Origin of the sequence: Acinetobacter sp. YH12108 (assembly GCF_013419055.1) — a bacterium.
GTDB lineage: Bacteria > Pseudomonadota > Gammaproteobacteria > Pseudomonadales > Moraxellaceae > Acinetobacter.
Genome location: NZ_VPAW01000007.1, coordinates 1 through 22,712 on the forward strand (window position 1 = coordinate 1; position 22,712 = coordinate 22,712).

21 protein-coding genes and 1 pseudogene are annotated in these 22,712 nt (G+C 44.1%); 13 read left to right on the forward strand and 9 right to left on the reverse strand.

Annotation, left to right across the window (positions count from 1 at the left end; genetic code table 11):
• Positions 1-112, forward strand: a pseudogene (locus FTU46_RS05725) (IS982 family transposase); the annotation flags it as partial.
• 152 nt (positions 113-264) lie between these two features.
• Here the strand turns inward: FTU46_RS05725 and ilvC are convergent.
• The 3 genes from ilvC to FTU46_RS05740 all read right to left on the reverse strand — a co-directional run bounded on the left by ilvC (position 265) and on the right by FTU46_RS05740 (position 3,604).
• The gene (gene ilvC, locus FTU46_RS05730) at positions 265-1,281 is read right to left on the reverse strand and encodes a ketol-acid reductoisomerase (RefSeq protein ID WP_005232140.1); all 1,017 of its coding nucleotides are present in this window, start codon (positions 1,279-1,281) and stop codon (positions 265-267) included.
• A 107-nt stretch (positions 1,282-1,388) separates the two neighbouring features.
• A complete protein-coding gene (ilvN, locus tag FTU46_RS05735) occupies positions 1,389-1,880 on the reverse strand; it encodes an acetolactate synthase small subunit (RefSeq protein WP_004782091.1) in 492 nt (163 codons plus the stop codon).
• Entirely contained in the window at positions 1,877-3,604 is a 1,728-nt protein-coding gene (locus tag FTU46_RS05740) for an acetolactate synthase 3 large subunit (protein WP_180104533.1), read from the reverse strand. Before FTU46_RS05740 ends, ilvN begins: the two co-directional genes overlap by 4 nt.
• Before the next feature lie 681 nt (positions 3,605-4,285).
• Here FTU46_RS05740 and FTU46_RS05745 point away from each other — a divergent pair.
• The 4 genes from FTU46_RS05745 (at position 4,286) to holA (ending at position 9,152) form a co-directional block, all read left to right on the forward strand.
• Entirely contained in the window at positions 4,286-4,636 is a 351-nt protein-coding gene (locus tag FTU46_RS05745) for a DUF4124 domain-containing protein (protein WP_004782087.1), read from the forward strand.
• A 121-nt stretch (positions 4,637-4,757) separates the two neighbouring features.
• A complete protein-coding gene (gene leuS / locus FTU46_RS05750) occupies positions 4,758-7,379 on the forward strand; it encodes a leucine--tRNA ligase (RefSeq protein ID WP_180104534.1) in 2,622 nt (873 codons plus the stop codon).
• A gap of 231 nt (positions 7,380-7,610) precedes the next feature.
• Complete coding sequence (locus FTU46_RS05755) at positions 7,611-8,144, forward strand: hypothetical protein (RefSeq protein ID WP_180033794.1); 534 nt, start codon at positions 7,611-7,613, stop codon at positions 8,142-8,144.
• Positions 8,145-8,153: 9 nt separating this feature from the next.
• Positions 8,154-9,152 (forward strand): DNA polymerase III subunit delta, encoded by a 999-nt coding sequence (gene holA, locus FTU46_RS05760; protein WP_179992379.1) that lies wholly within the window; start codon positions 8,154-8,156, stop codon positions 9,150-9,152.
• Here the strand turns inward: holA and FTU46_RS05765 are convergent.
• Positions 9,149-9,598 carry a bacteriohemerythrin gene (locus tag FTU46_RS05765; protein WP_166136355.1) on the reverse strand — a complete coding sequence of 150 codons (450 nt, stop codon included), beginning with the start codon at positions 9,596-9,598 and terminating at the stop codon, positions 9,149-9,151. The two genes, holA and FTU46_RS05765, sit on opposite strands and share 4 nt — an antisense overlap.
• A gap of 600 nt (positions 9,599-10,198) precedes the next feature.
• Here FTU46_RS05765 and FTU46_RS05770 point away from each other — a divergent pair.
• Genes FTU46_RS05770 through FTU46_RS05780 form a run of 3 tightly spaced genes read left to right on the forward strand, consistent with a single transcriptional unit; the run spans position 10,199 to position 14,974 of the window.
• Complete coding sequence (locus FTU46_RS05770; RefSeq protein ID WP_180031508.1) at positions 10,199-11,572, forward strand: MacA family efflux pump subunit; 1,374 nt, start codon at positions 10,199-10,201, stop codon at positions 11,570-11,572.
• Between the two features lie 2 nt (positions 11,573-11,574).
• A complete protein-coding gene (locus FTU46_RS05775; RefSeq protein WP_179992381.1) occupies positions 11,575-13,551 on the forward strand; it encodes a MacB family efflux pump subunit in 1,977 nt (658 codons plus the stop codon).
• 10 nt (positions 13,552-13,561) lie between these two features.
• Entirely contained in the window at positions 13,562-14,974 is a 1,413-nt protein-coding gene (locus FTU46_RS05780) for an efflux transporter outer membrane subunit (RefSeq protein ID WP_180104535.1), read from the forward strand.
• 56 nt (positions 14,975-15,030) lie between these two features.
• On the opposite strand, the gene FTU46_RS05785 is transcribed toward FTU46_RS05780, so the two are convergent.
• Entirely contained in the window at positions 15,031-16,845 is a 1,815-nt protein-coding gene (locus FTU46_RS05785) for a tetratricopeptide repeat protein (RefSeq protein ID WP_180104536.1), read from the reverse strand.
• 102 nt (positions 16,846-16,947) lie between these two features.
• Positions 16,948-17,718 carry a ThiF family adenylyltransferase gene (locus FTU46_RS05790; RefSeq protein WP_004782076.1) on the reverse strand — a complete coding sequence of 257 codons (771 nt, stop codon included), beginning with the start codon at positions 17,716-17,718 and terminating at the stop codon, positions 16,948-16,950.
• Positions 17,719-17,916: 198 nt separating this feature from the next.
• Between FTU46_RS05790 and FTU46_RS05795 the strand changes: the two genes are divergently transcribed.
• Positions 17,917-18,165: a hypothetical protein gene (locus FTU46_RS05795; protein ID WP_159124233.1), complete on the forward strand. Its 249-nt coding sequence runs from the start codon at positions 17,917-17,919 to the stop codon at positions 18,163-18,165.
• Between the two features lie 35 nt (positions 18,166-18,200).
• On the opposite strand, the gene orn is transcribed toward FTU46_RS05795, so the two are convergent.
• Positions 18,201-18,755 (reverse strand): oligoribonuclease, encoded by a 555-nt coding sequence (gene orn, locus FTU46_RS05800; RefSeq protein WP_004782074.1) that lies wholly within the window; start codon positions 18,753-18,755, stop codon positions 18,201-18,203.
• Between the two features lie 124 nt (positions 18,756-18,879).
• On the opposite strand from orn, the gene rsgA reads away from it, so the two are divergent.
• From rsgA to secB, 4 genes are all read left to right on the forward strand, one after another.
• Positions 18,880-19,938: a small ribosomal subunit biogenesis GTPase RsgA gene (gene rsgA / locus FTU46_RS05805; protein WP_180057723.1), complete on the forward strand. Its 1,059-nt coding sequence runs from the start codon at positions 18,880-18,882 to the stop codon at positions 19,936-19,938.
• Positions 19,939-20,031: 93 nt separating this feature from the next.
• On the forward strand, positions 20,032-20,439 hold the full coding sequence (locus FTU46_RS05810) for a rhodanese-like domain-containing protein (RefSeq protein WP_005232169.1): 408 nt from the start codon (positions 20,032-20,034) through the stop codon (positions 20,437-20,439).
• A gap of 21 nt (positions 20,440-20,460) precedes the next feature.
• The gene (gene grxC, locus FTU46_RS05815; protein ID WP_004782071.1) at positions 20,461-20,715 is read left to right on the forward strand and encodes a glutaredoxin 3; all 255 of its coding nucleotides are present in this window, start codon (positions 20,461-20,463) and stop codon (positions 20,713-20,715) included.
• Positions 20,716-20,750: 35 nt separating this feature from the next.
• Positions 20,751-21,209 carry a protein-export chaperone SecB gene (gene secB / locus FTU46_RS05820; RefSeq protein ID WP_004782070.1) on the forward strand — a complete coding sequence of 153 codons (459 nt, stop codon included), beginning with the start codon at positions 20,751-20,753 and terminating at the stop codon, positions 21,207-21,209.
• Between the two features lie 51 nt (positions 21,210-21,260).
• Here secB and FTU46_RS05825 read toward each other — a convergent pair whose 3' ends face one another.
• The gene (locus FTU46_RS05825) at positions 21,261-21,659 is read right to left on the reverse strand and encodes a cytochrome b562 (protein WP_180104537.1); all 399 of its coding nucleotides are present in this window, start codon (positions 21,657-21,659) and stop codon (positions 21,261-21,263) included.
• Positions 21,660-21,847: 188 nt separating this feature from the next.
• A complete protein-coding gene (locus tag FTU46_RS05830; protein ID WP_004782067.1) occupies positions 21,848-22,654 on the reverse strand; it encodes an enoyl-ACP reductase in 807 nt (268 codons plus the stop codon).
• Positions 22,655-22,712 lie beyond the last annotated feature (58 nt).

Consider the following 22,712-nt stretch of genomic DNA (forward strand, 5'->3'; position numbering starts at 1 on the left):
CAAAGCACGTAGTGTTCATGGATTTCTAGGAGGGATTTACGCGTCCTTGTGTGCATATCAACTGATCCATAAAAATAAGCCAACAATTCAAATTATGAAGTCATCGGCTTAAGCAGGATTCGGGTTAAATATGATTTTCTATATTAAAAATTCAGTTCGATCTTTCATCTTATCTTTTTATATTTATTTAAATTATTATTCCATTATATAAAAAACCCACTCTAGTGAGTGGGTTTTCGCATTCAAATCAAATGATTCAAGAAATTAGTTTTTCTCTTTATCAACGATTTTGTTTGCTTGAATCCAAGGCATCATCGCACGCAGTTTTGCACCAGTTTGTTCGATACCGTGTGCAGCATTTTGACGACGACGAGCAGTCATAGATGGGTAGTTCAACGCACCTTCTTGGATGAACATCTTCGCATATTCACCAGATTGGATACGTTTAAGTGCATTACGCATTGCTTCACGAGACTGTTCGTTGATGACTTCAACGCCAGTTACGTATTCGCCGTATTCAGCATTGTTAGATACTGAGTAGTTCATGTCAGCGATACCGCCTTCGAACATCAAGTCAACGATCAATTTAAGTTCGTGTAGACATTCGAAGTAAGCCATTTCAGGCGCATAACCAGCTTCAACCAGAGTTTCGAAGCCCATTTTAACCAGTTCAACAGCACCACCACAAAGAACCGCTTGCTCACCGAACAAGTCAGTTTCAGTTTCTTCACGGAAAGAAGTTTCGATGATACCAGTACGGCCACCACCTACGCCTGAAGCGTAAGAAAGCGCAACGTTACGTGCATTACCAGAAGCATCTTGGTGGATCGCGATTAAGTCAGGAACACCTGAACCACGTTGATATTCAGAACGTACTGTGTGACCAGGAGCTTTAGGCGCAACCATGATTACATCTAGGTCTTTACGTGGAACAACTTGGTTATAAAGAACAGAGAAACCGTGAGCAAATGCTAGAGTCGCGCCTTCTTTGATGTTTGGCTCAATCACGTCGCGGTAAAGTTGAGCTTGGAACTCATCTGGAGTCAAGATCATTACTACGTCAGCTTGAGCTACAGCAGCAGGAACTTCAGCAACTTTAAGACCAGCGTTTTCAGCTTTTTTCCAAGAAGTAGAATTCGCGCGTAGACCAACAGTTACGTCAACGCCAGAATCTTTAAGGTTAAGCGCGTGTGCGTGACCTTGTGAACCATAACCAATGATTGCTACTTTCTTAGATTGAATAATAGATAAGTCGCAGTCTTTATCGTAAAAAATTTGCATTGCTGTCTCCGCTTAAATGCTTGTGTGTCCGTTTCATCAGGCAATGATCCTTGATCACATTGCCTGAAGCCCCCTTCTTATTAGAATGAGGAAATAATTTAAAAAATTTAGATGGTTAGTACTTTTTCGCCGCGTGCGATACCTGACACGCCTGAACGCACCACTTCCAAAATCGTGTTTTCTGCTAATGCGTCAATAAAACCGTCGATTTTTTCAGTCGTACCCGCGATTTGAATCGTGTAAGTTGTTGGCGTTACGTCAACCACCTGACCACGGAAAATATCGGTCGTACGTTTGATTTCATCACGGGTTGCGCCTAAAGCTTTCACTTTGATCAGCATCAACTCACGTTCAATATGCGCACCTTCAGACAGATCCACCACTTTAACCACTTCTACCAGCTTGTTCAGCTGTTTAGTGATCTGTTCGATCTTGTGATCATCACCATAAGTCGTCAAAGTCAGACGTGAAAGTGTTGGGTCTTCAGTTGGCGCAACGTTCAATGTTTCAATGTTGTAGCCACGTTGTGAGAATAAACCCACCAAGCGAGAAAGCGCGCCTGCTTCGTTTTCTACGAGTACAGAGATAATATGTCTCATTTCGTGCGCTCCCCTTTTGCTAACCACATATCCTGCATCGATTGACCCGCAACCAGCATTGGATATACGTGTTCTGTACGGTCAACCATTACGTTAATAAATACGCACTTATCATTGATTGCCATCGCTTCTTCAAGCTTAGACTCAAGGTCGTCCGCATGGTCAATCTGAATACCTACATGACCATAAGCTTCCATCAATTTTGCAAAGTCAGGTAAAGACTCTACATAAGAGCTAGAGTGACGGCCTTCGTAGTTCATGTCCTGCCACTGTTTCACCATACCCAAGGCACGGTTGTTCAGGCACAGGATTTTCACGTTCAAGCCATATTGCTTACAGGTAGAAAGTTCCTGGATACACATCTGAATCGATGCTTCACCAGTAATACAAACTACTTGCTGATCCGGGAATGCAAGCTTAGCCGCCATTGCATATGGCAGACCAACACCCATCGTACCTAGACCACCAGAGTTGATCCATTGACGAGGACGCTTATAGCGATAGTGCAACGCGCCGAACATCTGGTGCTGACCAACGTCAGACGTGATGATCGCTTCGCCATTGGTGACTTTGTCTAGGGCACGAACCACTTGCTGTGGCTTCATAGAACCATCAGTCGGTACATCGAACTTCAAGCCATGAACCTGACGCCATTCATCAATCTGTTTCCACCATGCCGCAATCGCTTCAGGATTTGGCTTGGACACATTCATTTGCTTCAACTGGTTCAGCATTTCGTTCAGTACAGGTTCTACTGCACCCACGATTGGAATGTGCGCCATGATGGTTTTAGAAATGGTCGCCGGATCGATGTCAATGTGAATGACTTTGGCATTCGGGCAGAATTTCGCAGGGTTATTGGTTACACGGTCATCGAAACGCGCGCCTACACACAGAATCACGTCTGCATTGTGCATGGTCATGTTTGCTTCGTAAGTACCGTGCATACCCAACATGCCGATGAACTGTGGATCATCGCCCGGGAATGCGCCAAGGCCCATCAGGGTATTGGTAACCGGGTAACCCAATAGATGTGCAAGCTCAGTTAATTGTGCTGAAGCATTGCCCTGAACCACACCACCGCCTGAGTAAATGACTGGGCGTTTCGCATGAATCAGTTCATCAATCGCTTTACGGATTTGACCTGAGTGACCACGATATGGTGGTTGATACGAACGCATCTTCACTTTTTCAGGATATTCGTAAGCAAATTTCTCTGCTGGGTTGGTTGCATCTTTAGGAATATCAACTACAACTGGACCTGGACGGCCAGATGACGCGATATAGAATGCTTTTTTGATAATTGAAGGAATTTCGCTGGCATGGCGAACCTGGAAGCTGTGCTTCACGATTGGGCGAGAAATACCGACCATATCAGTTTCTTGGAACGCATCCTCACCGATCAAATGGCTTGCAACCTGACCAGACAGGATCACCATTGGAATGGAGTCCATATAAGCCGTTGCAATTGGAGTAACGGTATTAGTCGCGCCTGGACCAGAAGTGACCAGCACAACACCAGTTTTACCTGTTACGCGTGAGTAAGCATCCGCCATGTGACCGGCAGCTTGTTCGTGACGTACGAGGTAATGATTAATTTTGTCTTGTTGAAATAGCGCATCATAAATATGCAGTACTGCGCCGCCTGGATATCCAAAAACATGTTCAACGCCTTCATCCGCTAATGCGCGAACGAGCATTTCACCACCAGATAGAAGTTCCAACGTGATTCACCCTATATTATTCACTGCACAAATGGGAGGCATTTGCAGTGTTCATTCATTAACTGTCTGCACTGTTATAGCACACAAATTTCATAGTTTTCAAAGCAATAGGAATAAAAAATCCGATCTACCTGCTGTTCGAGCAATACAAGATCTAAAACATGTTGGGGTAAACATATTTTGTTCGCTTTGTTCAATTTTTCGGCTAGAAAAATTGCCCATTGCATGACATGACACTTATTCGAAGGGTGATCGATCTAAGGCATATAAAACTATTGCTGCATTCTTGTGTTTTCAGCCTTTAAAGTCAAGTTTAAAAAACAGGCTATTATTGTTTATACGTCTAAAATTTGCTGCTTTTACAGGCAATTTCGACTTTAACTCTGGTTTTTAGCTTTAAAATTCTAATTTAAATTAATAAATTTCATATACTTAAAACTTTAATTTTATAAATTTTTAATATGTCTTATATAAAAAAATTGAATGAATTTTTAAGAAATTCAATGCAACTGTTTATAAATAAATTTTTTTTATATAAAATTACTCTTTTTAGGTATCAGCTCAAAACATTAAGATCACTACTGATCACAAAATTAATTGAATTAAAAATCATCTTATGGCAAAAAATTCTCTACAATAACAACCCTATTTAACCGCTTGAAATTTTCAGGACTTTTACTCATGAAAAGATCTTTCCTGACCGCATTAAGTTTTGCCACTACGTTTGTTTTAGGTGTAGCAAGCAGCTCTGCTTTAGCGATTGAATATTATAAATGGGTCGATGCCAAAGGCGTGACTCACTATACCAAAACCCCGCCTCCTAAAAATGCCAAGCACAAAAGCAAAGTAGAAACCTATGGCTGGAACAATTCCGCGCCTACCCCAGCAAGAACAACCGAAAATGAGAACCAGACCGAAACGGGTAACTCAAACTCATCTGCAGCTGTGCCTGTCGTTTCTGAAAATGAGCAGCAACAGCGTGAAGCCAATGAAGCTTTACAACGTGGTCAGTCTGAGCGTGTAGCCTTCTAATCATACTCGTCTGCCAATTTAGATTTTTCCTGCAGAATACCATCCGCAAAATTCACTTTTAGGTGCATTTTGCGCTATGCTGTGCCTTATATTTTTTTAACCGTTCTCTTGTATTACGTATATGACTACTCACATTGACTCAGAATATCAAGCCAGTGCGATTGAGTCTCAAGTCCAACAGGACTGGGAATCTCGCAAAGCCTTTAAAGTTGCCGACACTGTAGAAGGTCCACGTCGTTATATCCTCTCGATGTTCCCTTACCCAAGTGGCAAACTGCATATGGGTCATGTGCGTAACTATACCATTGGTGACGTGATCAGCCGCTTTCACCGTCTAAAAGGCGAAACTGTATTACAACCCATGGGTTGGGATGCTTTCGGTCTTCCTGCGGAAAACGCTGCAATTGCACACCAGGTCGCTCCTGCAAAATGGACTTTCGAAAATATTGATTACATGCGTAATCAGTTGAAGAAACTTGGCCTGTCTGTAGATTGGGATCGTGAATTCGCAACCTGCACACCAGAATACTATCGCTGGGAACAATGGCTATTCGTTCAGCTTTATAAAAAAGGCCTGATCTACCGTAAACTTTCAACCGTAAACTGGGATCCAGTCGACCAGACCGTTCTTGCCAATGAACAGGTTGAAAATGGTCGCGGCTGGCGTTCAGGTGCATTGGTTGAAAAACGTGATATTCCAATGTACTACTTCCGCATCACTGATTATGCGCAAGAATTACTGGACGATCTTGAAACACTGAAAGACGGCTGGCCACAACAAGTCCTGACCATGCAACGCAACTGGATTGGTCGCTCACAAGGTATGGAAATCACCTTCCCTTCAGCGAATCCAGACGTGTATGCAGACGGTTTAACTGTATTTACCACGCGTGCCGACACATTGATGGGTGTAACTTATGTTGCAGTGGCAGCAGAACACCCAATGGCGTTAAAAGCTGCGGAAAATAATCCTGAGCTTCAAGCATTCATCGAAGAATGCCGTATGGGTTCTGTGGCAGAAGCGGATCTTGCGACTGCCGAGAAGAAAGGCATGGCAACAGGTCTTTCTGTGAAACACCCTGTCACAGGTGAAGAAGTTCCTGTCTGGATCGCAAACTACGTACTGATGTCTTACGGTTCAGGTGCGGTGATGGCAGTGCCTTCACATGATGAACGTGACTTCGAATTTGCCAATAAATATGGCTTAACCATCAAGCAAGTGATTGATGCCAAAGGTGCAGAAGATACAGACTTTGACGCAACTCAATGGCAAGAATGGTACGGCTCTAAAGACGGTAAACTGGTTAATTCAGGCGAATTTGACGGTTTAGACTTCCAAGGCGCATTTGATGCATTCTTGGCGAAACTTGAACCACAAGGTCTTGCGAATGTAAAAGTTCAATTCCGTCTACGTGACTGGGGTGTATCTCGTCAGCGTTATTGGGGTTGTCCAATTCCAATGATCAACTGTGACAAATGTGGTCAAGTGCCAGTGCCTGAAGATCAACTTCCTGTGGTACTTCCAACTGACGTGGTTCCAGATGGTTCAGGTAACCCGCTGAACAAAATGCCTGAATTTTATGAAACCAAATGTCCATGCTGTGGTGGTGACGCGCGTCGTGAAACAGATACGCTAGACACATTCGTAGAATCATCTTGGTACTATGCACGTTATGCATCTCCAGACTTTACTGATGGCATGGTAAAACCTGAAGCAGGTCAAACTTGGCTTCCTGTAAACCAATACATCGGTGGTGTTGAACACGCGATTCTGCACTTGCTCTATGCACGTTTCTTTCACAAATTGATGCGTGACGAAGGCGTGGTACAAGGTAACGAGCCGTTCACTAACTTGCTCACTCAAGGTATGGTGCTTGCGGATACCTATTACCGCGAATCTGAATCAGGCAAGAAAACCTGGTTCAACCCTGCCGACATCGAACTTGAGCGTGATGAGAAAGGTCGCATCACTTCTGCGAAATACAAAGGTGATGGTCAAGATGTCATCGTTGGCGGTCAGGAAAAAATGTCGAAATCGAAAAACAACGGTATCGACCCGCAAGCGATTATTGACCAATACGGCGCAGACACTGCACGTGTGTTCATGATGTTCGCAGCCCCACCTGATCAATCACTTGAATGGTCTGATGCCGGTGTTGAAGGTGCAAACCGCTTCCTGAAACGTGTATGGCGTTTGGCAACCGGTTTCCTTGAAAAAGGCAATGCTGCGACTGAATTCGATAAAGCCGCTCTTTCTACAGCTGCGCAAGACTTACGCCGTAAGACTCACGAAACCATCCAGAAAGTGGGTGATGACATCGAACGTCGTCACGCATTCAACACTGCGATTGCAGCAATGATGGAACTGTTAAATGCGAACAACAAATTTGAAGCGAAAGATGACAATGACGTTGCTGTAGCTCGTGAATCGATCACTACGCTTTTAACTTTGCTTGCACCATTTGCACCACACTTAAGCCAGACTTTATTGGCTCAGTTTGGAATCGAGTTAACTCAAGCGCAATTCCCACAAGTGGATGAATCTGCATTGACTCGTAATACACAAACCATCGTGGTTCAGGTGAACGGTAAACTTCGTGGCAAACTCGAAGTGTCTGTGGATGCATCGAAAGATGACATTCTTGCTCAAGCCAAAGCATTACCAGAAGTTCAGCAATTCTTGACTGGTCCAACCAAGAAAGAAATTGTGGTGCCGAATAAACTTGTAAACCTTGTTGTTTAAATAAATTTAGAGAAATCCCTCCCACCCTCCCTTTAATAAAGGGAGGAGCTGCGCTTCCTAGAAGCGCTACACATTATGGAAAGTCCCCCTTTGAAAAAGGGGGATTTAGGGGGATTAAATTTAGCAAGTAAAACAATTCCAAACAAAGCCCGTTGCCAGTCAACGGGCTTTGACTTTACAATCCGATTCAGGATTTCAAATTATTTCCCGATGGAAAACAGAGGACAGCGCATGCATTTGGGCAAACGTTTAGCAGCAATTGTTTTAACTTGTGGTCTCAGTGCAGGCCTCGTCGGCTGTGGCTTTCATTTAAAAGGAACCAATCCGAGTTCCGCACCTGTAGCTTACTCAGTCATGAGTTTGGCCCTCCCTGACAATACTGAAGATCTTCAGGAAAAACTGGCTGTTTACCTGGGTGCTGCTGGAGTACAGCTGAGTAATGCACCTGATGCTTATGTCTTACGTGTCCTAGATTACACCCCTCGCCGTTTAGAATTGAATGGCAAACTGGTGGAAACCTTATTGCGCCTGAATGTGACGTTCCGAATCGAAGATGCACAAGGCAATCCGGTGACTGAACCCCGTACGGTAATCGCGACCCGTACCTATCAATATGATATTGAAACCGTGAATACGGATGACCAGGAACAAAAATTCTTAAATCAGGTCTTAATTGATGATGTGGCCCAGCAGATTGCCCGTCAAATTTCTTCGAATCGTTTGCCATTGGCAAGATCAGAAACTTCGACTCAACCAGCCCAATAAGATGACCCAATGAAACTTGACTACCTCCAGGCATTAAAACGTGTCAATGAAGCTCGCGGTGCCTGGGTGTTACATGGTCAGGAGCCTTTGCTGGAACAGAATCTGGTAGATGCCTTTCGTAGCAGCTGGCAAAGCCGTGAAGTTGAACGCCAGCGTTATGATATTAGCTCTGCCTCTGACTGGAAAAATGTCTTCAATGCTTTAAACAGCCTGTCATTATTTTCTAGCCAACTGGCAATTGAAGTGCATGGCAATATCAAACCGGATGCCAGCGGTCTCAAACTGTTAAAAAGCTATCTCCAACAGGACAGTGATAATCTGCTCTTGGTGGTCATGCCGAAACAGGATGCCAGCAGCCTGAAATCCAGTTTTTTCCAGACCATTGATGCCAATGGCGTAAATGTATCACTGGTAGCGAACTACCCAAAAGATCGTCAACAGATCCTCGGAATTGAAGCGGAAAAACTGGGAATTAAGCTGGCCAATGACGCCTGGCAATGGCTAGAGCAGCATCATGAGCACAATTTGCTGGCAGCCAAAAATAGCCTGATGCGCGTAGCAGATACCTTTGCTGAAGTAGATATTATCCAGATTGACCATCTATATGCCTGCTTGCAGGATCAGTCCCGTTACAGCACCTATGATCTGAGTGATGCCTTGCTCAATGGGAATTTGGCACAATCAATTAAGATCTTTCAGTATCTGATTGCCTCAGGTGAACCGATGAGCCTGATTTTGTGGAGTATCAGCAAAGAAATGCGTCTATTGATGCAATTATTTGAACAGCCACAAAATGCCTTACAAATCGGTATCTGGAAGACTAAAGTGAGCTTATATCAGCAAGCCTTGCGTCGTTTAAGTCCACAGCGCTTTTTAAGCTGGCCTCAGCTTTTGATCCGGATCGATGCTGCAATCAAAGGGATGTCCAGAGAGAACCCTGAACATCTGATCTTGCAGGCCATTGCTGAAATGTGCGGTCAAAGCTTGTTTGCATCTCCGAGTGCCTAACTAAAGAAACGCGCAAACCAGCCTTTGCCTTTTTTCTTCTCCTGCGTTCGCAGGTAGCTCAGCATATTGTCCCGTACTGCTTCTACATAATCCTGATCATCGTGCTGAATATGGTTGATGAGCCATTTGGACAGAAGACGATATAAATCTTTTTCAATGGACTGACCTTGCTCAAACTTCAGACGATAATCATTTAATTTTTTGACAAATAATTCATGTATGCCGCGATGTGAAGGCAAATATTGATAACTCACCTGTTCCAGCAGGTTTTCTTCAAAGCTGAAATGTGACTGAGTATAGTCGATCAAATCATCTAAAACCTCCCGGATTTTATCGCGATCTCCGGTACTTTTGACCTGCTCTAAAGCATTTATATAGTCCAGAATCTGGCGATGTTGATGATCAATCACCTCAATTCCAATATTGTAACTTTCATTCCATTCCATCTATGAACCTCATCAATTTTCTTAGTAAAGTCGTATTATTTTTCCGCTCATTAAATGAGCATATTCTCTTAATAAATAAACCCATATTTTTTTTATGGAATTAAATATTACAAACTTTATTTGCTTAAATCTATATGTAAAACATAGATTTTTTAAATTTTAATAGAACATATCATTCGAAAAATTAGATTAAAAAATAAAAGAGGTTGGCTTTAGCGCAGAATTATTTTTACAACAAATATCATTAAAAACTTCCATGATATTGAGCAGCACTATGGCGTATTTTTATCAGCAATTTAGTGGCCAGGTTTTTGCATGCAGTATATCTGAGAAGTACTTTATACTCCCATGAAGATTTAATTGATTCATCATATGATCAATATTTTTTGGATAGCTAAATCGTATAAAATTTCACCTAAAAAGATGATTCCAATATGAGTAGGTCAATGAATCCTTTATATAAAATCAGGTTTTATCTTATATGCTTTTTTAAACCAGGCAGTGGAAAATAGTTCTCATTTTAAATAAAAAAAATTCACGTTTTATCCTAATTTCGCTTTTATAATCAACTGTTATCCTACGACCCGAATCTGAATCCATATGCCAAAAATAAAACCTACGAAACTCATTATGGCGATTGTAATTGCCATCCTGATGGCAGTCACTGCCTGGTATTTTCTGAAACCAAAAGAGCAGCAGCCACAATACATTACAGCTGAAGTGACCCAAGGGGATATTGAAAATTCGGTACTGGCAACTGGTGTACTTGAAGCCACCAAAATGGTCAGTGTCGGTGCCCAGGTTTCGGGTCAGGTTAAAAAAATGTATGTGCAACTCGGCGATCAGGTCAAACAAGGCCAACTGATTGCCCGAATTGACTCTGTTCGTCAGGAAAATGATTTAAAGACTGCTGAAGCCAGCATTAAAAACCAGATGGCACAGCTTGCCGTGAAACAGGCCAACCTTGCCAAGGTGGAAGCCGAGTATAAGCGTCAGCAAGCCATGTATGCCCAAGATGCAACCTCGCGTTCAGAACTGGAATCTGCATTAGCCAGCTACAAAACCGCTCAGGCAGATATCACTGCGATTAATGCACAGATTGAGCAGTCACGTTTAACCTTGGCAACCGCGAAAGAAGATCTCGGTTATACCCAAATCGTGGCGCCAATGGACGGAACCATCGTAGCGATCGTGACTGAAGAAGGTCAGACTGTAAACGCCAATCAAAGCGCACCAACGATTGTGAAACTGGCACAACTGGATACCATGACGATTAAGGCTGAGATTTCCGAAGCCGATGTCATGAAAGTTCAGGAAGGCCAAACAGTGTACTTCACTACTTTGGGTAATACTGATAAGAAAATTTACGCCAAACTTCGTCAGGTTGAACCTGCACCAAATTCAATTAATACTGAAACCAATACTTCAAGCTCAACTTCAGGCTCTGCAGTGTATTACAACGCCCTGTTTGATGTACCGAATGAAGATGGCAAGCTGCGTATTGATATGACGGCGCAAGTCTATATCGTTCTTGATGAAGCACGAAATGTACTGACTGTTCCGGCGGCTGCCATTCAAGGTTCAAACCGTCCACAACGTCCAAATCGTGGTGAAGGCTCTCGCGGTGCCGTTGACCCATCTGCACGTGGTGAAGGTCAGGATCAAGCCCGTGGCGATAGTAAACGTCCGGCAGGTGACCGCCCTCCTCGCTTAGAACTTTCTGATGCTGAACGTGCCCTGGTTGAACAAGGTAAAGCTCAGCGTGCCATGGTTCGTGTATTGCAGGCAGATGGAACAGCAAAACCAACCCCTGTCCTGATTGGTCTGAATAACCGTGTAACCGCACAAGTGATCAAAGGCTTGAAACGTGGTGATCAGGTTGTGATTGCAGATGGCTCTGATACTTCTAATGACGGTGCTAAACGTGGCGGCAGTGGCCGTGGTCCTGGTGGCGCCGGCCCAATGAGAATGTAAGCATGAATCAACAACAGCAACCTCTACTCGAGGTCAAGAATCTGGTTCGTGAATTCCCTGCGGGTGAAAGCACGGTCCAGATTTTAAAAGGGGTCAATCTGGAGATTTATCCGGGCGAACTGGTCGCCATTGTCGGTCAGTCCGGTTCGGGTAAATCCACCCTGATGAATATTCTGGGCTGTCTGGATAAGCCGACCAAGGGCAGCTATAAAGTTAAAGGCCGTGAAACCCGCGAACTTGAAGCCGATGAACTGGCACAGTTACGTCGTGAATATTTCGGCTTTATTTTCCAGCGTTATCATCTGCTCAGTGATTTAAGTGCGGCAGGTAACGTCGAAGTTCCTGCAATTTATGCCGGTGCAGATTCAGATACCCGTCACGAACGTGCTGTCAAATTACTGACTGATTTGGGCTTGGGTGAAAAAACCCAGAACCGTCCGAGTCAATTGTCTGGTGGTCAGCAGCAGCGTGTTTCGATTGCCCGTGCCCTGATGAATGGCGGTGACGTGATTCTTGCCGACGAACCAACCGGTGCACTGGATAAGAATAGCGGTATTGAAGTGATGCGGATTCTGCGTGAGCTGAATGCCAAAGGTCATACCATTATTCTGGTCACACATGATCATAACGTGGCAAAAAATGCGACGCGTATTATCGAGATTTCAGACGGGAATATCATTTCAGATAAACCGAATATGCCTGAAGTTGATGATGGTTTCGAGAAAGAAAATCTGGTCCGAAATGAACAGAAGAAAATCTCGAGCTGGCGTTCTGCAGTAGACCGTCTCGGTGAAGCTTTCCGTATGGCCTTATTGGCCATGAATGCGCACCGGATGCGGACCTTCCTGACCATGCTCGGGATTATTATCGGGATCGCATCGGTGGTTTCGGTCGTTGCGCTGGGTAACGGTTCACAAAAGCAGATTCTGGAAAATATCAGCAGTCTCGGGACCAATACCATTACCGTGTTCCAGGGCCGGGGCTTCGGGGATAATTCACGTTCCTCCCAATCCAAGACGCTAATTCCCGCTGATGCCGATGCACTGGCAGAACAGCCTTATGTGGATGGGGTCAGCCCATCGGTCAACAGCAGTGTCACTGGACGCTTCAAAGAGATTGAAGCATCAACTACCGTCAACGGCGTCAGTGAAGACTTCTTCTATGTCAAAGGTATGACCTTTAAATCAGGTCAGCCATTTGATAAAGAAAGTATTACTGAGCAGGCGCAGGATGTGGTGATTGATACCAACACCCAAAATACTTTCTTTGCAGATGGCACCAATCCTGTCGGTCAGGTACTGCTTTTAGGCAGTGTACCAAGCCGGGTGATTGGCGTCATTGATGCGCAAAAAGGCATGATGGGAAACAATGATAGCCTGAATGTCTATCTGCCCTATTCTACCGTCATGAGCCGTATGCTGGGTCAACCGAATGTGCGTCAGATCATTGTGCGTATTAAGGATGAATATCCAAGCGCAGCCGCGGAAAATGCCATTTTGAATTTACTGGTCCAACGTCACGGTGCGCAGGATGTGTTTACGCAAAATGCAGACAGTATCCGTGAAACGATTCAGCAAACGACTCAAACCATGACCTTGCTGATCTCTGCGATTGCGGTGATTTCTCTGGTCGTCGGTGGTATCGGCGTAATGAATATTATGCTGGTTTCCGTGACTGAACGTACTCAGGAAATCGGAGTACGGATGGCGGTCGGTGCGCGCCAAAGTGACATTCTGCAGCAGTTCCTGATTGAAGCTGTTCTGGTTTGTATTCTGGGTGGTATTTTAGGCGTATTGCTGTCACTCGGTATCGGTCAGCTGATTACGCATTTTGCTGGAGGGACCTTCCAGATGGCATACTCGACCACATCGATTGTCGCGGCCTTTGTCTGCTCAAGTCTGATTGGTATTGTGTTCGGCTTTATCCCGGCACGTAATGCAGCCCGTTTGAATCCAGTCGATGCACTTTCTCGAGAATAAGGAATCTGATATGCATACTCTTACCAAACTTGCCAGTGCCCTAATTCTAGGGAGTTCACTGGTCGGCTGTGCGGCCGTAGTGAAAACGCCGTATGAACAACCTGCTGTACAGGTACCTAACAACTTTCAAAACAGTAAAGCTGTAAGCCAGCAAATTCATGCTAATGTTTTGGCAGACCAATGGTGGACTCTATTTAAAGATCCCCAATTGAATAGTCTGGTGAATGACGTGCTGGCAGCCAATAGTAATCTGGCCGTTGCCGGGATCAATTTGCAGCAAGCCCGTATTCAGGCCAAACAGACACAAAGCCAGCAAGGTGTACGCATCAGTGATGCGGGGTTAACCACGCGTAGAAGCTTTGATCTGGAAGATGGCAGCAGTTCATCCGGTTTTGGTGTCAATTTCCCTGGCTTAAGCTATGAACTGGATCTGTTCGGTAAACTGGCCAATCAGACTGAAGCAGCGCGTTGGGAGGCTTTGGCATCTGAAGAGGACTTGCAGGCGACTGCACAAAGTCTGATTGGTACGACTGCTCAACTGTACTGGCAACTGGGTTATCTAAATGAACGTTATAGCGTAGTTCAACAAAACCTAGCGACTGCACAGCGTACCTATGATCTGGTCAATGTCCAGTATCGCGCCGGGGCAGTATCTGGTCTCGATCTGACTCAAGCTGAACAGGCGATCCAAAGCCAGCAAGCGACCTTAAGTCAGATTGAACAGCAACGTGTGGAAACGCGTACGGCGCTGGCAGTACTCATGAATATGCCTGTGCAACAGCTTTCGATTCAGGAACCTAAACGTTTACCGAATATTACTTTACCGTCGATTGAAGCCGGCTTACCTGCTAGCCTTCTCTCCCGTCGTCCTGACTTGAGAGCCACTGAACTGCGTTTGCGTAAAGCCTTGGCCAACAAGGATGCCAATAAAGCCAGTTATTATCCTTCGATCAGTCTGACTGGCAGCCTAAGTACCGGCGTGGGCACCAGTTCATCATTGTCAGATGCACTTAAAAATCCGGTGGCGACCTTAGGTGCTGGACTCAGCCTGCCATTCCTGCAATGGAATGACATGAAGCGTGATTTGCAGGTGAATGAACTGGAATATGAAAAAGCGATTATCCAGTATCGTCAGACCATGTATGAAGCTTTTGCCGATGTAGAGAATGCCTTGTCTAATCGTACTGAACTCACCAAACAGGTTGCGTTACAACAGCGTAACGTTGAACTGGCTGAACGTACTGAACGTTTGACCGAAGTGCGTTATCGTAATGGTGCAGTAGCATTGAAAAATCTGCTGGATGCACAGGAAACTACGCGGAATGCCCGTCTATCTTTGGTGCAAACCCGACAAAGCCAATACAATGCTTATGTGACCCTGATGCAAGCTTTGGGTGGTAGCCCGATCAAACAACTACCTTAAGCAATATATTTGACTCAAAAAAGACCGCTGTTAGTCAGCGGTTTTTTTATTGAAGTTTACATATGCAGATAAGCATTTACATTGTTGAGCTGTTCAATAGAAGGCTCATGTCCTAACAGACTGCCTTTTTCTAGCCATTGACGGGCAATTGCAATATCACGTTCTACACCAATGCCTTTGGTATATAAGCGCCCCAGATGACTATAAGCATCAGCATTCACCTGCGCAGCCGCTTTACGATAGCACTGGATTGCCTGATCCAAATTGGCTTCAATGCCAATTCCTTGTTCCAAAGCCTCACCTAAAGCATTTAGTGCGAGACCATTATGCTGGCTCGCAGCCTGTTCCAGATATTTCAGTCCTAAAGCCGTATCCTGCTCCACCTTTTTGCCCTTTAAATACATTAAGCCTAATTCGGTCTGGGCTTGTGCATTGCCCAATTGAGCTGCCTGATGCAGATAACGTTTGTCCTGTTCCTCATTCAATTCAAAGACTGGATAAAAACCAGAATATGCTTGATACAGATACCAGGCAGCCTTACTTGATCCTTTCGCCACCGCCTGATTCAAATATTGAATTGCCTTTTCTCGGGTCGGCAGCGGATATTCAGGCAAGCCATAAAAACGTCCCACTATATAAATCAGATCAGCTTCAGACTGTGCTACAAGTTGCTCTTGCTGTGCAATTGCCTGAATCATTTGGGTAGCTTTAGCCGTATCTTTGGCTATACCTACTCCGTTTAAATAACAGAGTGCCAGGCCCATCTGACTGAAGCCATGATCAGGATCATTTTGCAAAGCATGTTGATAGAGTTCAAATGCTTTCTCCGGTTCATGTTCGACCAGATAGGATTCAAAATATAGTGCAGCAATCAGACTCAAGGCCTGAGAATGCTGGGTTTGTGCTGCTTCAGACCAGTAACGAAATGCCATGGTTTCATTTTTTTGCACATACCAGCCATGAAAATAAGCCAGACCGATCAGGGTTTTGGCCTGTGCATCTTTATGTTCTTTGGACTGCTGTAATAGATGCTTAAACACCCGTTGACGTTGATCAGGATCAATAGTACCGAGTAACACGCCGGCATAGTAATCATATAAACCACTCTGATCACCGAGATGAATACAGCGTTTAATGAAACTCAAAGCCTGCTGTTGATCTTTGGGCAAGATTTTGCCATTTGCATAGGCTTCGGCAATATCCTGATTGGCCGCCAAGTGGTCCTGCTGTGCTGCCAGAAACAGATAGTGAATACCCAGACTTAAATCTTGCGCTGCACCATCCGCCAAATAATATTGGGCTAACTGATACTGTGAATTGGCATGTCCCTGCTCGGCATTTTGAATTAACAGTTGCAGACGTTGCTGTTCTGCAGTGTCATGGTCAGATTCAGCCAGCTCAGTGATGCGATACTGCGCATCCAGATGACCACGCACGACCGCATGCCGATACCAGTACAAGGCTTTTTCAGGATCATTTAATTGGTATTGATGACCATCATAGATCTGGCCTAAATGATAGGCCGCATCCTCACCACCTAAACTATAAGCTTTTTCAAGAAAACTAATCGCTTTTTCTGTGCTCTGCTCACAGCCCTGTCCGTTTAAGTGCATTAGGGCCATGCCCACATAAGCCTGCGGCAATTCCTGCTGCTGGGCCAGCCCCTGATAAATTTGATAGGCACGTCCATAGTCCGGGTGATGCGGATCCGTACTTAGACGGGTTGCATACTTCAATTGAGCATCAATCTGTTCAATCCATAGATCATGATGCACGGCTTTGGCCTGATCACGTTTCACCGGATCAGGACGTTTCCACATCCAGATTGCTAAAGCCCCAATCCCCAAAACCAGCACTAGCAAAAACCACATAGCTGCTCCAAAACCAAAAGATTGTTTTTGTTATATGTATAAAAATTCATTTTAAACTTAGCATAAAAAAAAGCACAGATCGTGTGCTTTTTTTTGACTCAATCAGGCTTTAAGTCTTTTACTATCGAGCTTTTTCAATACTTCCGATACCGCAACCATGGCGAAGCTAGATGTCACTACCACTGCAGACCCATAACCACCACAGCGTAAGCCTGCGCTTGCACAAACATCTGCACTCGAGAATGGGTTATCGATAGAGTAGACACAAGTGATGCCAAATTTTTCTTTTGGCTTTTTACAGATGCCTTTAGCACGTAATTGCGCACGTAATTTTGCCAGCATTGGATCCTGTTCGGTTCTGGATAAATCGGCAACACGGATTTTTAAGGGATCCAGTTTACCGCCTGCTCCACCGGATACAATCAATGGAACCTTGTTAAAACGGCAATGCAGCATCAAGGCAAATTTCGCTTTGACGTCATCGATACAGTCCAGAATGATGTCAGGATTTCCTGACAGAATTTCTTTCACATTTTCTGGCGTCAGATAATCGTCAATCAGATTGATCTTGATGCGTGGATTAATCGAACGGCAGCGTTCTGCCATGATTTCGATTTTTTCACATCCTAGTGTCGCCGTCATAGCTGGTAACTGACGGTTAATATTCGATGCTGCGACCACATCCATATCGACCAGTGTGAGCTCACCAATCCCGGTACGTGCCAATGCTTCGACTGCCCATGAACCAACACCGCCAATTCCGATCACCATCACGTGACTGTTTTCATAATGATGAAAGCTATCGTCACCATAAATTTTGGCTACACCCGCAAAACGGCGGTCATACTCATCATCTTGAAGCAGATCAGTCATAGGTCATCAATAGCAAGAAAAACACCAGAGCATTTTAGCAAAATCATGGACACTTTACTGCCACTAAAATCCAGATACAAAATCAGTTAAAAAAGCATTCTTGTGCCATCGCTAAAACACGTAAAATTGATCAAATTACCATCATAATAATCTTCAAAATATTTCAATTATTATTGTCCTAAAGGGAGCCAGATCAGCATGCTATTTAACGCCCTTTTTGCCCTGATGGTTTTCCTGTTCCTGCTCTATCTTTACGGTTTAACCTTTAAAAAGCAGAAAAATTATTATCTCAGTATCATGATCCGTATCCTGACTTTAGGATTATTTGCTTTGATTATCTTGGATCAATATGAAACCCAGACCCATCTTGCTCTGGTGCTTCTGACCTGGGTACTGTTTGAAAGCAGTGAAAACTTTTATCACAAGAAACTTTCTGCCAAGCAATAAAAAAGAAGCTTTCGCCTCTTTTTTATTTGCTCGGATTATTTATTCATAATGAAGAAATATTCACGATAATATTTCAGTTCAGCAATCGAATCACGGATATCATCCATCGCTAGATGCGAAGCATTTTTCTTCAGACCACTCATGATTTCAGGGCGCCAGCGTTTTGCCAGCTCTTTTACTGAAGATACGTCTAGATTACGGTAATGGAAATACTGTTCCAGTTCAGGCATTAAACGGTGCAGAAAGCGACGGTCCTGACAGATCGAGTTACCACACATCGGCGATACTTTTGGATTGACCCATTTTTTCAGGAATTCAATCGTTTCACGTTCTGCATCCTGAGCAGTCAATTTACTGCGGCGTACACGCTCAATCAGGCCAGACTGACCATGCTGGCGAGTATTCCACTCGTCCATCGCATTCAGGATACGGTCAGATTGATGCACAGCTAGCACGGGCCCTTCGGCAAGAATATTTAGGTTATCGTCCGTTACAATCGTGGCAACTTCAATAATCTGGTCATTATCTGTATCCAGACCTGTCATTTCCAGGTCAATCCAAATCAGGCGGCTATCCGGGGTGCTGCTCATAAATGTGCAATCTTATTAGGCTATAAAACATTTATAGTAGCAAATTTATTACGTCGATGCTGTAACTCACACCCCGCTTCATGCTATTTTTGCCATCTCGCTCCCATGGTTTTTTAGGATTTGAATGGCTTTAATACGTAAACGTCGTTTAACTGAACAACAACAACGTCGTATTCAAAAACAGCACAAAACGCGTCAGGAAGAGATCGATACCTCTCAAGACTTGGAAGGACTGGTCGTGCAGCATTATGGCCGCCAGCTTGAAGTCCAGGCCTTGTCTGTACCTGAACAGCATCCTGAAAAACCGGTCGTGGCTGAAGGTGAACCTGAGCCATTCTGGAAGCCGATTGAACTAGGGAGTGTCTGGCGCTGCCATACCCGAACTAACCTGGAATTGCTGGTAACAGGTGACCGGGTCAAATGGCAGGCTGATCCCAATACCGGACTCGGCATTATTACAGCGATTCATCCGCGCACTTCTTTGCTGACCCGTCCTGACCGTTACCACAAGGTTAAACCGGTTGCCGCCAATATTTCCCTGATTGTGATTGTGTTCGCGCCATTGCCTGAACCAGCACCGGGTTTGATTGACCGTTATCTGGTGGCTTGCGCAGATGCAGAGATTCCAGCACTTTTAGTTCTGAATAAATCAGATTTGCTTAAGGAAAATGATCCAATTCTGGATCTGCTTAAAGAATATAAAGATTTGGGTTATGAAGTGATGCAAACCCAGTCCGATGGTGATCTGACAGAACTATCCGCTCGTCTGAATGAGGAAACTGTAGCGTTTGTCGGTCAGTCTGGTGTAGGTAAAAGCACGCTGATTAATGCGATCGTCCCGGATGCTGCACAGAAAACCAATGTCATTTCCGAAAACTCGGCACTGGGTCAGCATACGACGACCTCCACACGTCTAATTTCCTTTGGCGATGGCGCTGCTCTCATCGACTCACCAGGGATTCGTGAATTTGGTCTCTGGCATCTGACCTTGGACAAAGTTCAAAGTGGTTTTCCGGAAATTGAAAACTTGCTCGGTCACTGCCAGTTCCGTAACTGCACACATAAGCATGAAAAGCAGTGTGCCTTACGTCAGGCAGCATCAACAGGGGAAATTTTGCCGCGCCGGCTGGACAGCTATTTACGTTTAATCGACGAAATTAACGAAGCGCAGCAAAAAAATTAATTTTCTTAAGGCTTAGCCCTTGAAGCGGTGATTTTGATCACCATATTTATGAGCTATACTCTTGGCAATTTTAAAATTGTAATTAGGTGAATTGTGGAACGTTGGTTCGAGTTTATGGGGAATCACCCCTTCTTGTTTGGAACACTCGCGGTACTCGTGGTTGTCTTCTTCATCATCGAAGGTCAACGTAATGGTCGCAAAATCTCTCCGCAATCGCTGGGAATTTTAGTTAAAGCAAAAAATGCCATGCTGATTGATTTACGTGATGCCAAAGACTTCCGTGAAGGTCACATCAGTGGTAGCCGTAACATTCCATATAGCCAAATTACAAAACACGTTGATGAGTTAAAAGCATCTGATCGCCCGTTGGTGTTCATTTGTAATCTTGGGCAAGTTGCAGGTTCTGCGCTTCAACAGGTAGGTCATGCAGATGCCTACCGTCTGGATGGCGGCATTACAAACTGGAAAGCTCAAGGTTTACCTTTGGTGAAAAGCAAATAATCTGCGAACAGGAGATTGATCATGGCTGAAGTTACTATCTATTCGACGACAGTATGTCCGTATTGTATCCGTGCAAAACAGCTCCTTGAGCGCAAAGGTGTTGCATTCAAAGAAATTAATTTGTCGAATGAAGCCCCTGAAGTGCGTCTTGAATTGATGCAACGCACCAATCATCGTACCGTGCCACAGATTTTTATTAATGAACAATTTATCGGCGGTTTTGATCAACTTTATGCCCTAGAGCGTGAAGGCAAACTAGACGAATTATTGGCTTAATTTACTAAAACCTACCTCATATCAAGGATTAAAGAATGAGTGAAGAACAACAAGCTCAACCACAATTGGCATTAGAGCGTATTTACACTAAAGATATTTCTTTTGAAGTTCCTGGGGCACAAGTTTTTACCAAGCAATGGCAACCTGAGTTAAACATCAACCTTTCTTCTTCTGCAGAAAAAATTGATCCGACTCATTTTGAAGTGGCTTTAAAAGTTGTGGTTCAAGCAACCAATGAAGGTGATACAGCGTTTATCGTTGACGTGACTCAAGCAGGGATTTTCCTGATTGATGGCGTGGAAGAAGAGCGTCTGCCATACATTCTTGGTGCTTACTGCCCGAATATTCTGTTCCCATTCCTTCGTGAAGCGGTGAATGATATGGTCACTAAAGGTAGCTTCCCGCAATTGCTGCTTACACCAATCAACTTCGATGCTGAATTTGAAGCGAACATGCAACGTGCGCAAGCTGCTGCTGTTGAAGGTCAAGCTTAATCACTTGATCTTGAAGTTAAAAAAGACCGCAATTGCGGTCTTTTTTATGGCTTATTTAAAGGCTTGATGCCCCTGCTTTTTAATCTGATCCATTTTCTCTGTCAATGTTTGTGCTTTGGCTAGCTGATTGGCTGCAACAAGCTGTTCAGCTTGTTTAATCTCTTTCAATAAGTCAGTTAACAATCCCTGATAAGCCGTAACTTTTGCATCTTTGGATTTTAGCTTTTGCAGACCTGATGGTAAATTTTTCTGGCAAACTTCCACAGATTTTTGCATGCTCTGCAATGCTGCCCGCGCCTCTTTGCTATCTTTGGCAGATTTGAAATTTTTTAAATGATGGTCGAGTTCATGCATATTGTCATGATAGTGATTGTCTGCTGCCATGCCCGACGTGGTGATCCCCACAGTTCCCATCACAAAAATCATGCTGATTAAAATTTTTTTAAACATCCTTAATTGTCCTGTATTGTTTTTATATTAAGCATCTTAGTGGGAAAGTCCTGAAAGATAAATATTTTGATCCAAATTCTTGTATCCCTTGTCATCAAACTTACATCATTAACAATTAGAGTTAAAAATAAAAAACCCTCAAAAACTTGAGGGTTTTTCTCTGCTGAGAATTAATCTTTTAAAGAGACTTATTCTGCATCCAGCATCAGTTCAGCGCTCATGCCTACTGTGTTATAACCCGCATCGACATACATGATTTCACCAGTGATCCCGTTTGCCCATGGTGAGCACAGGAACAATGCTGCATTACCGACATCTTCAATGGTCACATTGCGTTTTAGTGGTGCCACTTTTTCATTTAGGTCCAGCATTTTACGGAATGATTTAATGCCAGACGCCGCCAATGTACGAATTGGACCTGCTGAGATCGCATTCACACGGATACCTTCTGCGCCCAGGCTAGATGCCAGGTAACGTACACCTGCTTCCAAAGAGGCTTTCGCCAGACCCATCACATTGTAGTTTGGCATTACACGCTCAGAACCTTGATAAGTCAGGGTCAATAGACAGCCTTGACGTGCTGCTAATAATGGCTTCGCAGCGCGTGCCATCGCGATAAAGCTGTAAGCACTGATATCATGGGCAATCTTGAAACCTTCACGGTCAGTCACATCAGTAAAATCACCATCTAGGGTATGTGCTGGTGCAAAACCGATTGAATGTACGACACCATCCAGACCATCCCAGTGTTTTGCCAGTTCTGCAAATGCATTGTCAATTTCTGCATCTACGGCCACATCACAAGGAAAAACCAATTCCGAACCGAATTGTGCAGCAAAATCATCTACACGTTTTTTCAGCTTTTCATTTGGATAAGTAAAAGCGAGTTCTGCACCTTCACGATGTAATGCCTGAGCAATACCAAAAGCAATTGATAATTTACTTGCAATACCTGCGATCAAGAAGCGCTTACCCGCCAATAGTCCTTGTGCCATGTGAATCTCACTCAAAATAATTTATATGCATGATGCCAAGTCTAAAGCATTTTAGAAA

Coding starts and splice junctions, on each gene's coding strand:
- FTU46_RS05755 (WP_180033794.1), top strand. CDS start 7,611: ATGCATTTGGGCAAACGTTTAGCAGCAATTGTTTTAACTTGTGGTCTC.
- FTU46_RS05775 (WP_179992381.1), top strand. CDS start 11,575: ATGAATCAACAACAGCAACCTCTACTCGAGGTCAAGAATCTGGTTCGT.
- leuS (WP_180104534.1), top strand. CDS start 4,758: ATGACTACTCACATTGACTCAGAATATCAAGCCAGTGCGATTGAGTCT.
- ilvN (WP_004782091.1), bottom strand. CDS start 1,880: ATGAGACATATTATCTCTGTACTCGTAGAAAACGAAGCAGGCGCGCTT.
- FTU46_RS05830 (WP_004782067.1), bottom strand. CDS start 22,654: ATGGCACAAGGACTATTGGCGGGTAAGCGCTTCTTGATCGCAGGTATT.
- FTU46_RS05790 (WP_004782076.1), bottom strand. CDS start 17,718: ATGACTGATCTGCTTCAAGATGATGAGTATGACCGCCGTTTTGCGGGT.
- FTU46_RS05745 (WP_004782087.1), top strand. CDS start 4,286: ATGAAAAGATCTTTCCTGACCGCATTAAGTTTTGCCACTACGTTTGTT.
- ilvC (WP_005232140.1), bottom strand. CDS start 1,281: ATGCAAATTTTTTACGATAAAGACTGCGACTTATCTATTATTCAATCT.
- grxC (WP_004782071.1), top strand. CDS start 20,461: ATGGCTGAAGTTACTATCTATTCGACGACAGTATGTCCGTATTGTATC.
- FTU46_RS05780 (WP_180104535.1), top strand. CDS start 13,562: ATGCATACTCTTACCAAACTTGCCAGTGCCCTAATTCTAGGGAGTTCA.
- orn (WP_004782074.1), bottom strand. CDS start 18,755: ATGAGCAGCACCCCGGATAGCCGCCTGATTTGGATTGACCTGGAAATG.
- FTU46_RS05795 (WP_159124233.1), top strand. CDS start 17,917: ATGCTATTTAACGCCCTTTTTGCCCTGATGGTTTTCCTGTTCCTGCTC.
- FTU46_RS05825 (WP_180104537.1), bottom strand. CDS start 21,659: ATGTTTAAAAAAATTTTAATCAGCATGATTTTTGTGATGGGAACTGTG.
- holA (WP_179992379.1), top strand. CDS start 8,154: ATGAAACTTGACTACCTCCAGGCATTAAAACGTGTCAATGAAGCTCGC.
- FTU46_RS05770 (WP_180031508.1), top strand. CDS start 10,199: ATGCCAAAAATAAAACCTACGAAACTCATTATGGCGATTGTAATTGCC.
- secB (WP_004782070.1), top strand. CDS start 20,751: ATGAGTGAAGAACAACAAGCTCAACCACAATTGGCATTAGAGCGTATT.
- FTU46_RS05765 (WP_166136355.1), bottom strand. CDS start 9,598: ATGGAATGGAATGAAAGTTACAATATTGGAATTGAGGTGATTGATCAT.
- FTU46_RS05785 (WP_180104536.1), bottom strand. CDS start 16,845: ATGTGGTTTTTGCTAGTGCTGGTTTTGGGGATTGGGGCTTTAGCAATC.
- rsgA (WP_180057723.1), top strand. CDS start 18,880: ATGGCTTTAATACGTAAACGTCGTTTAACTGAACAACAACAACGTCGT.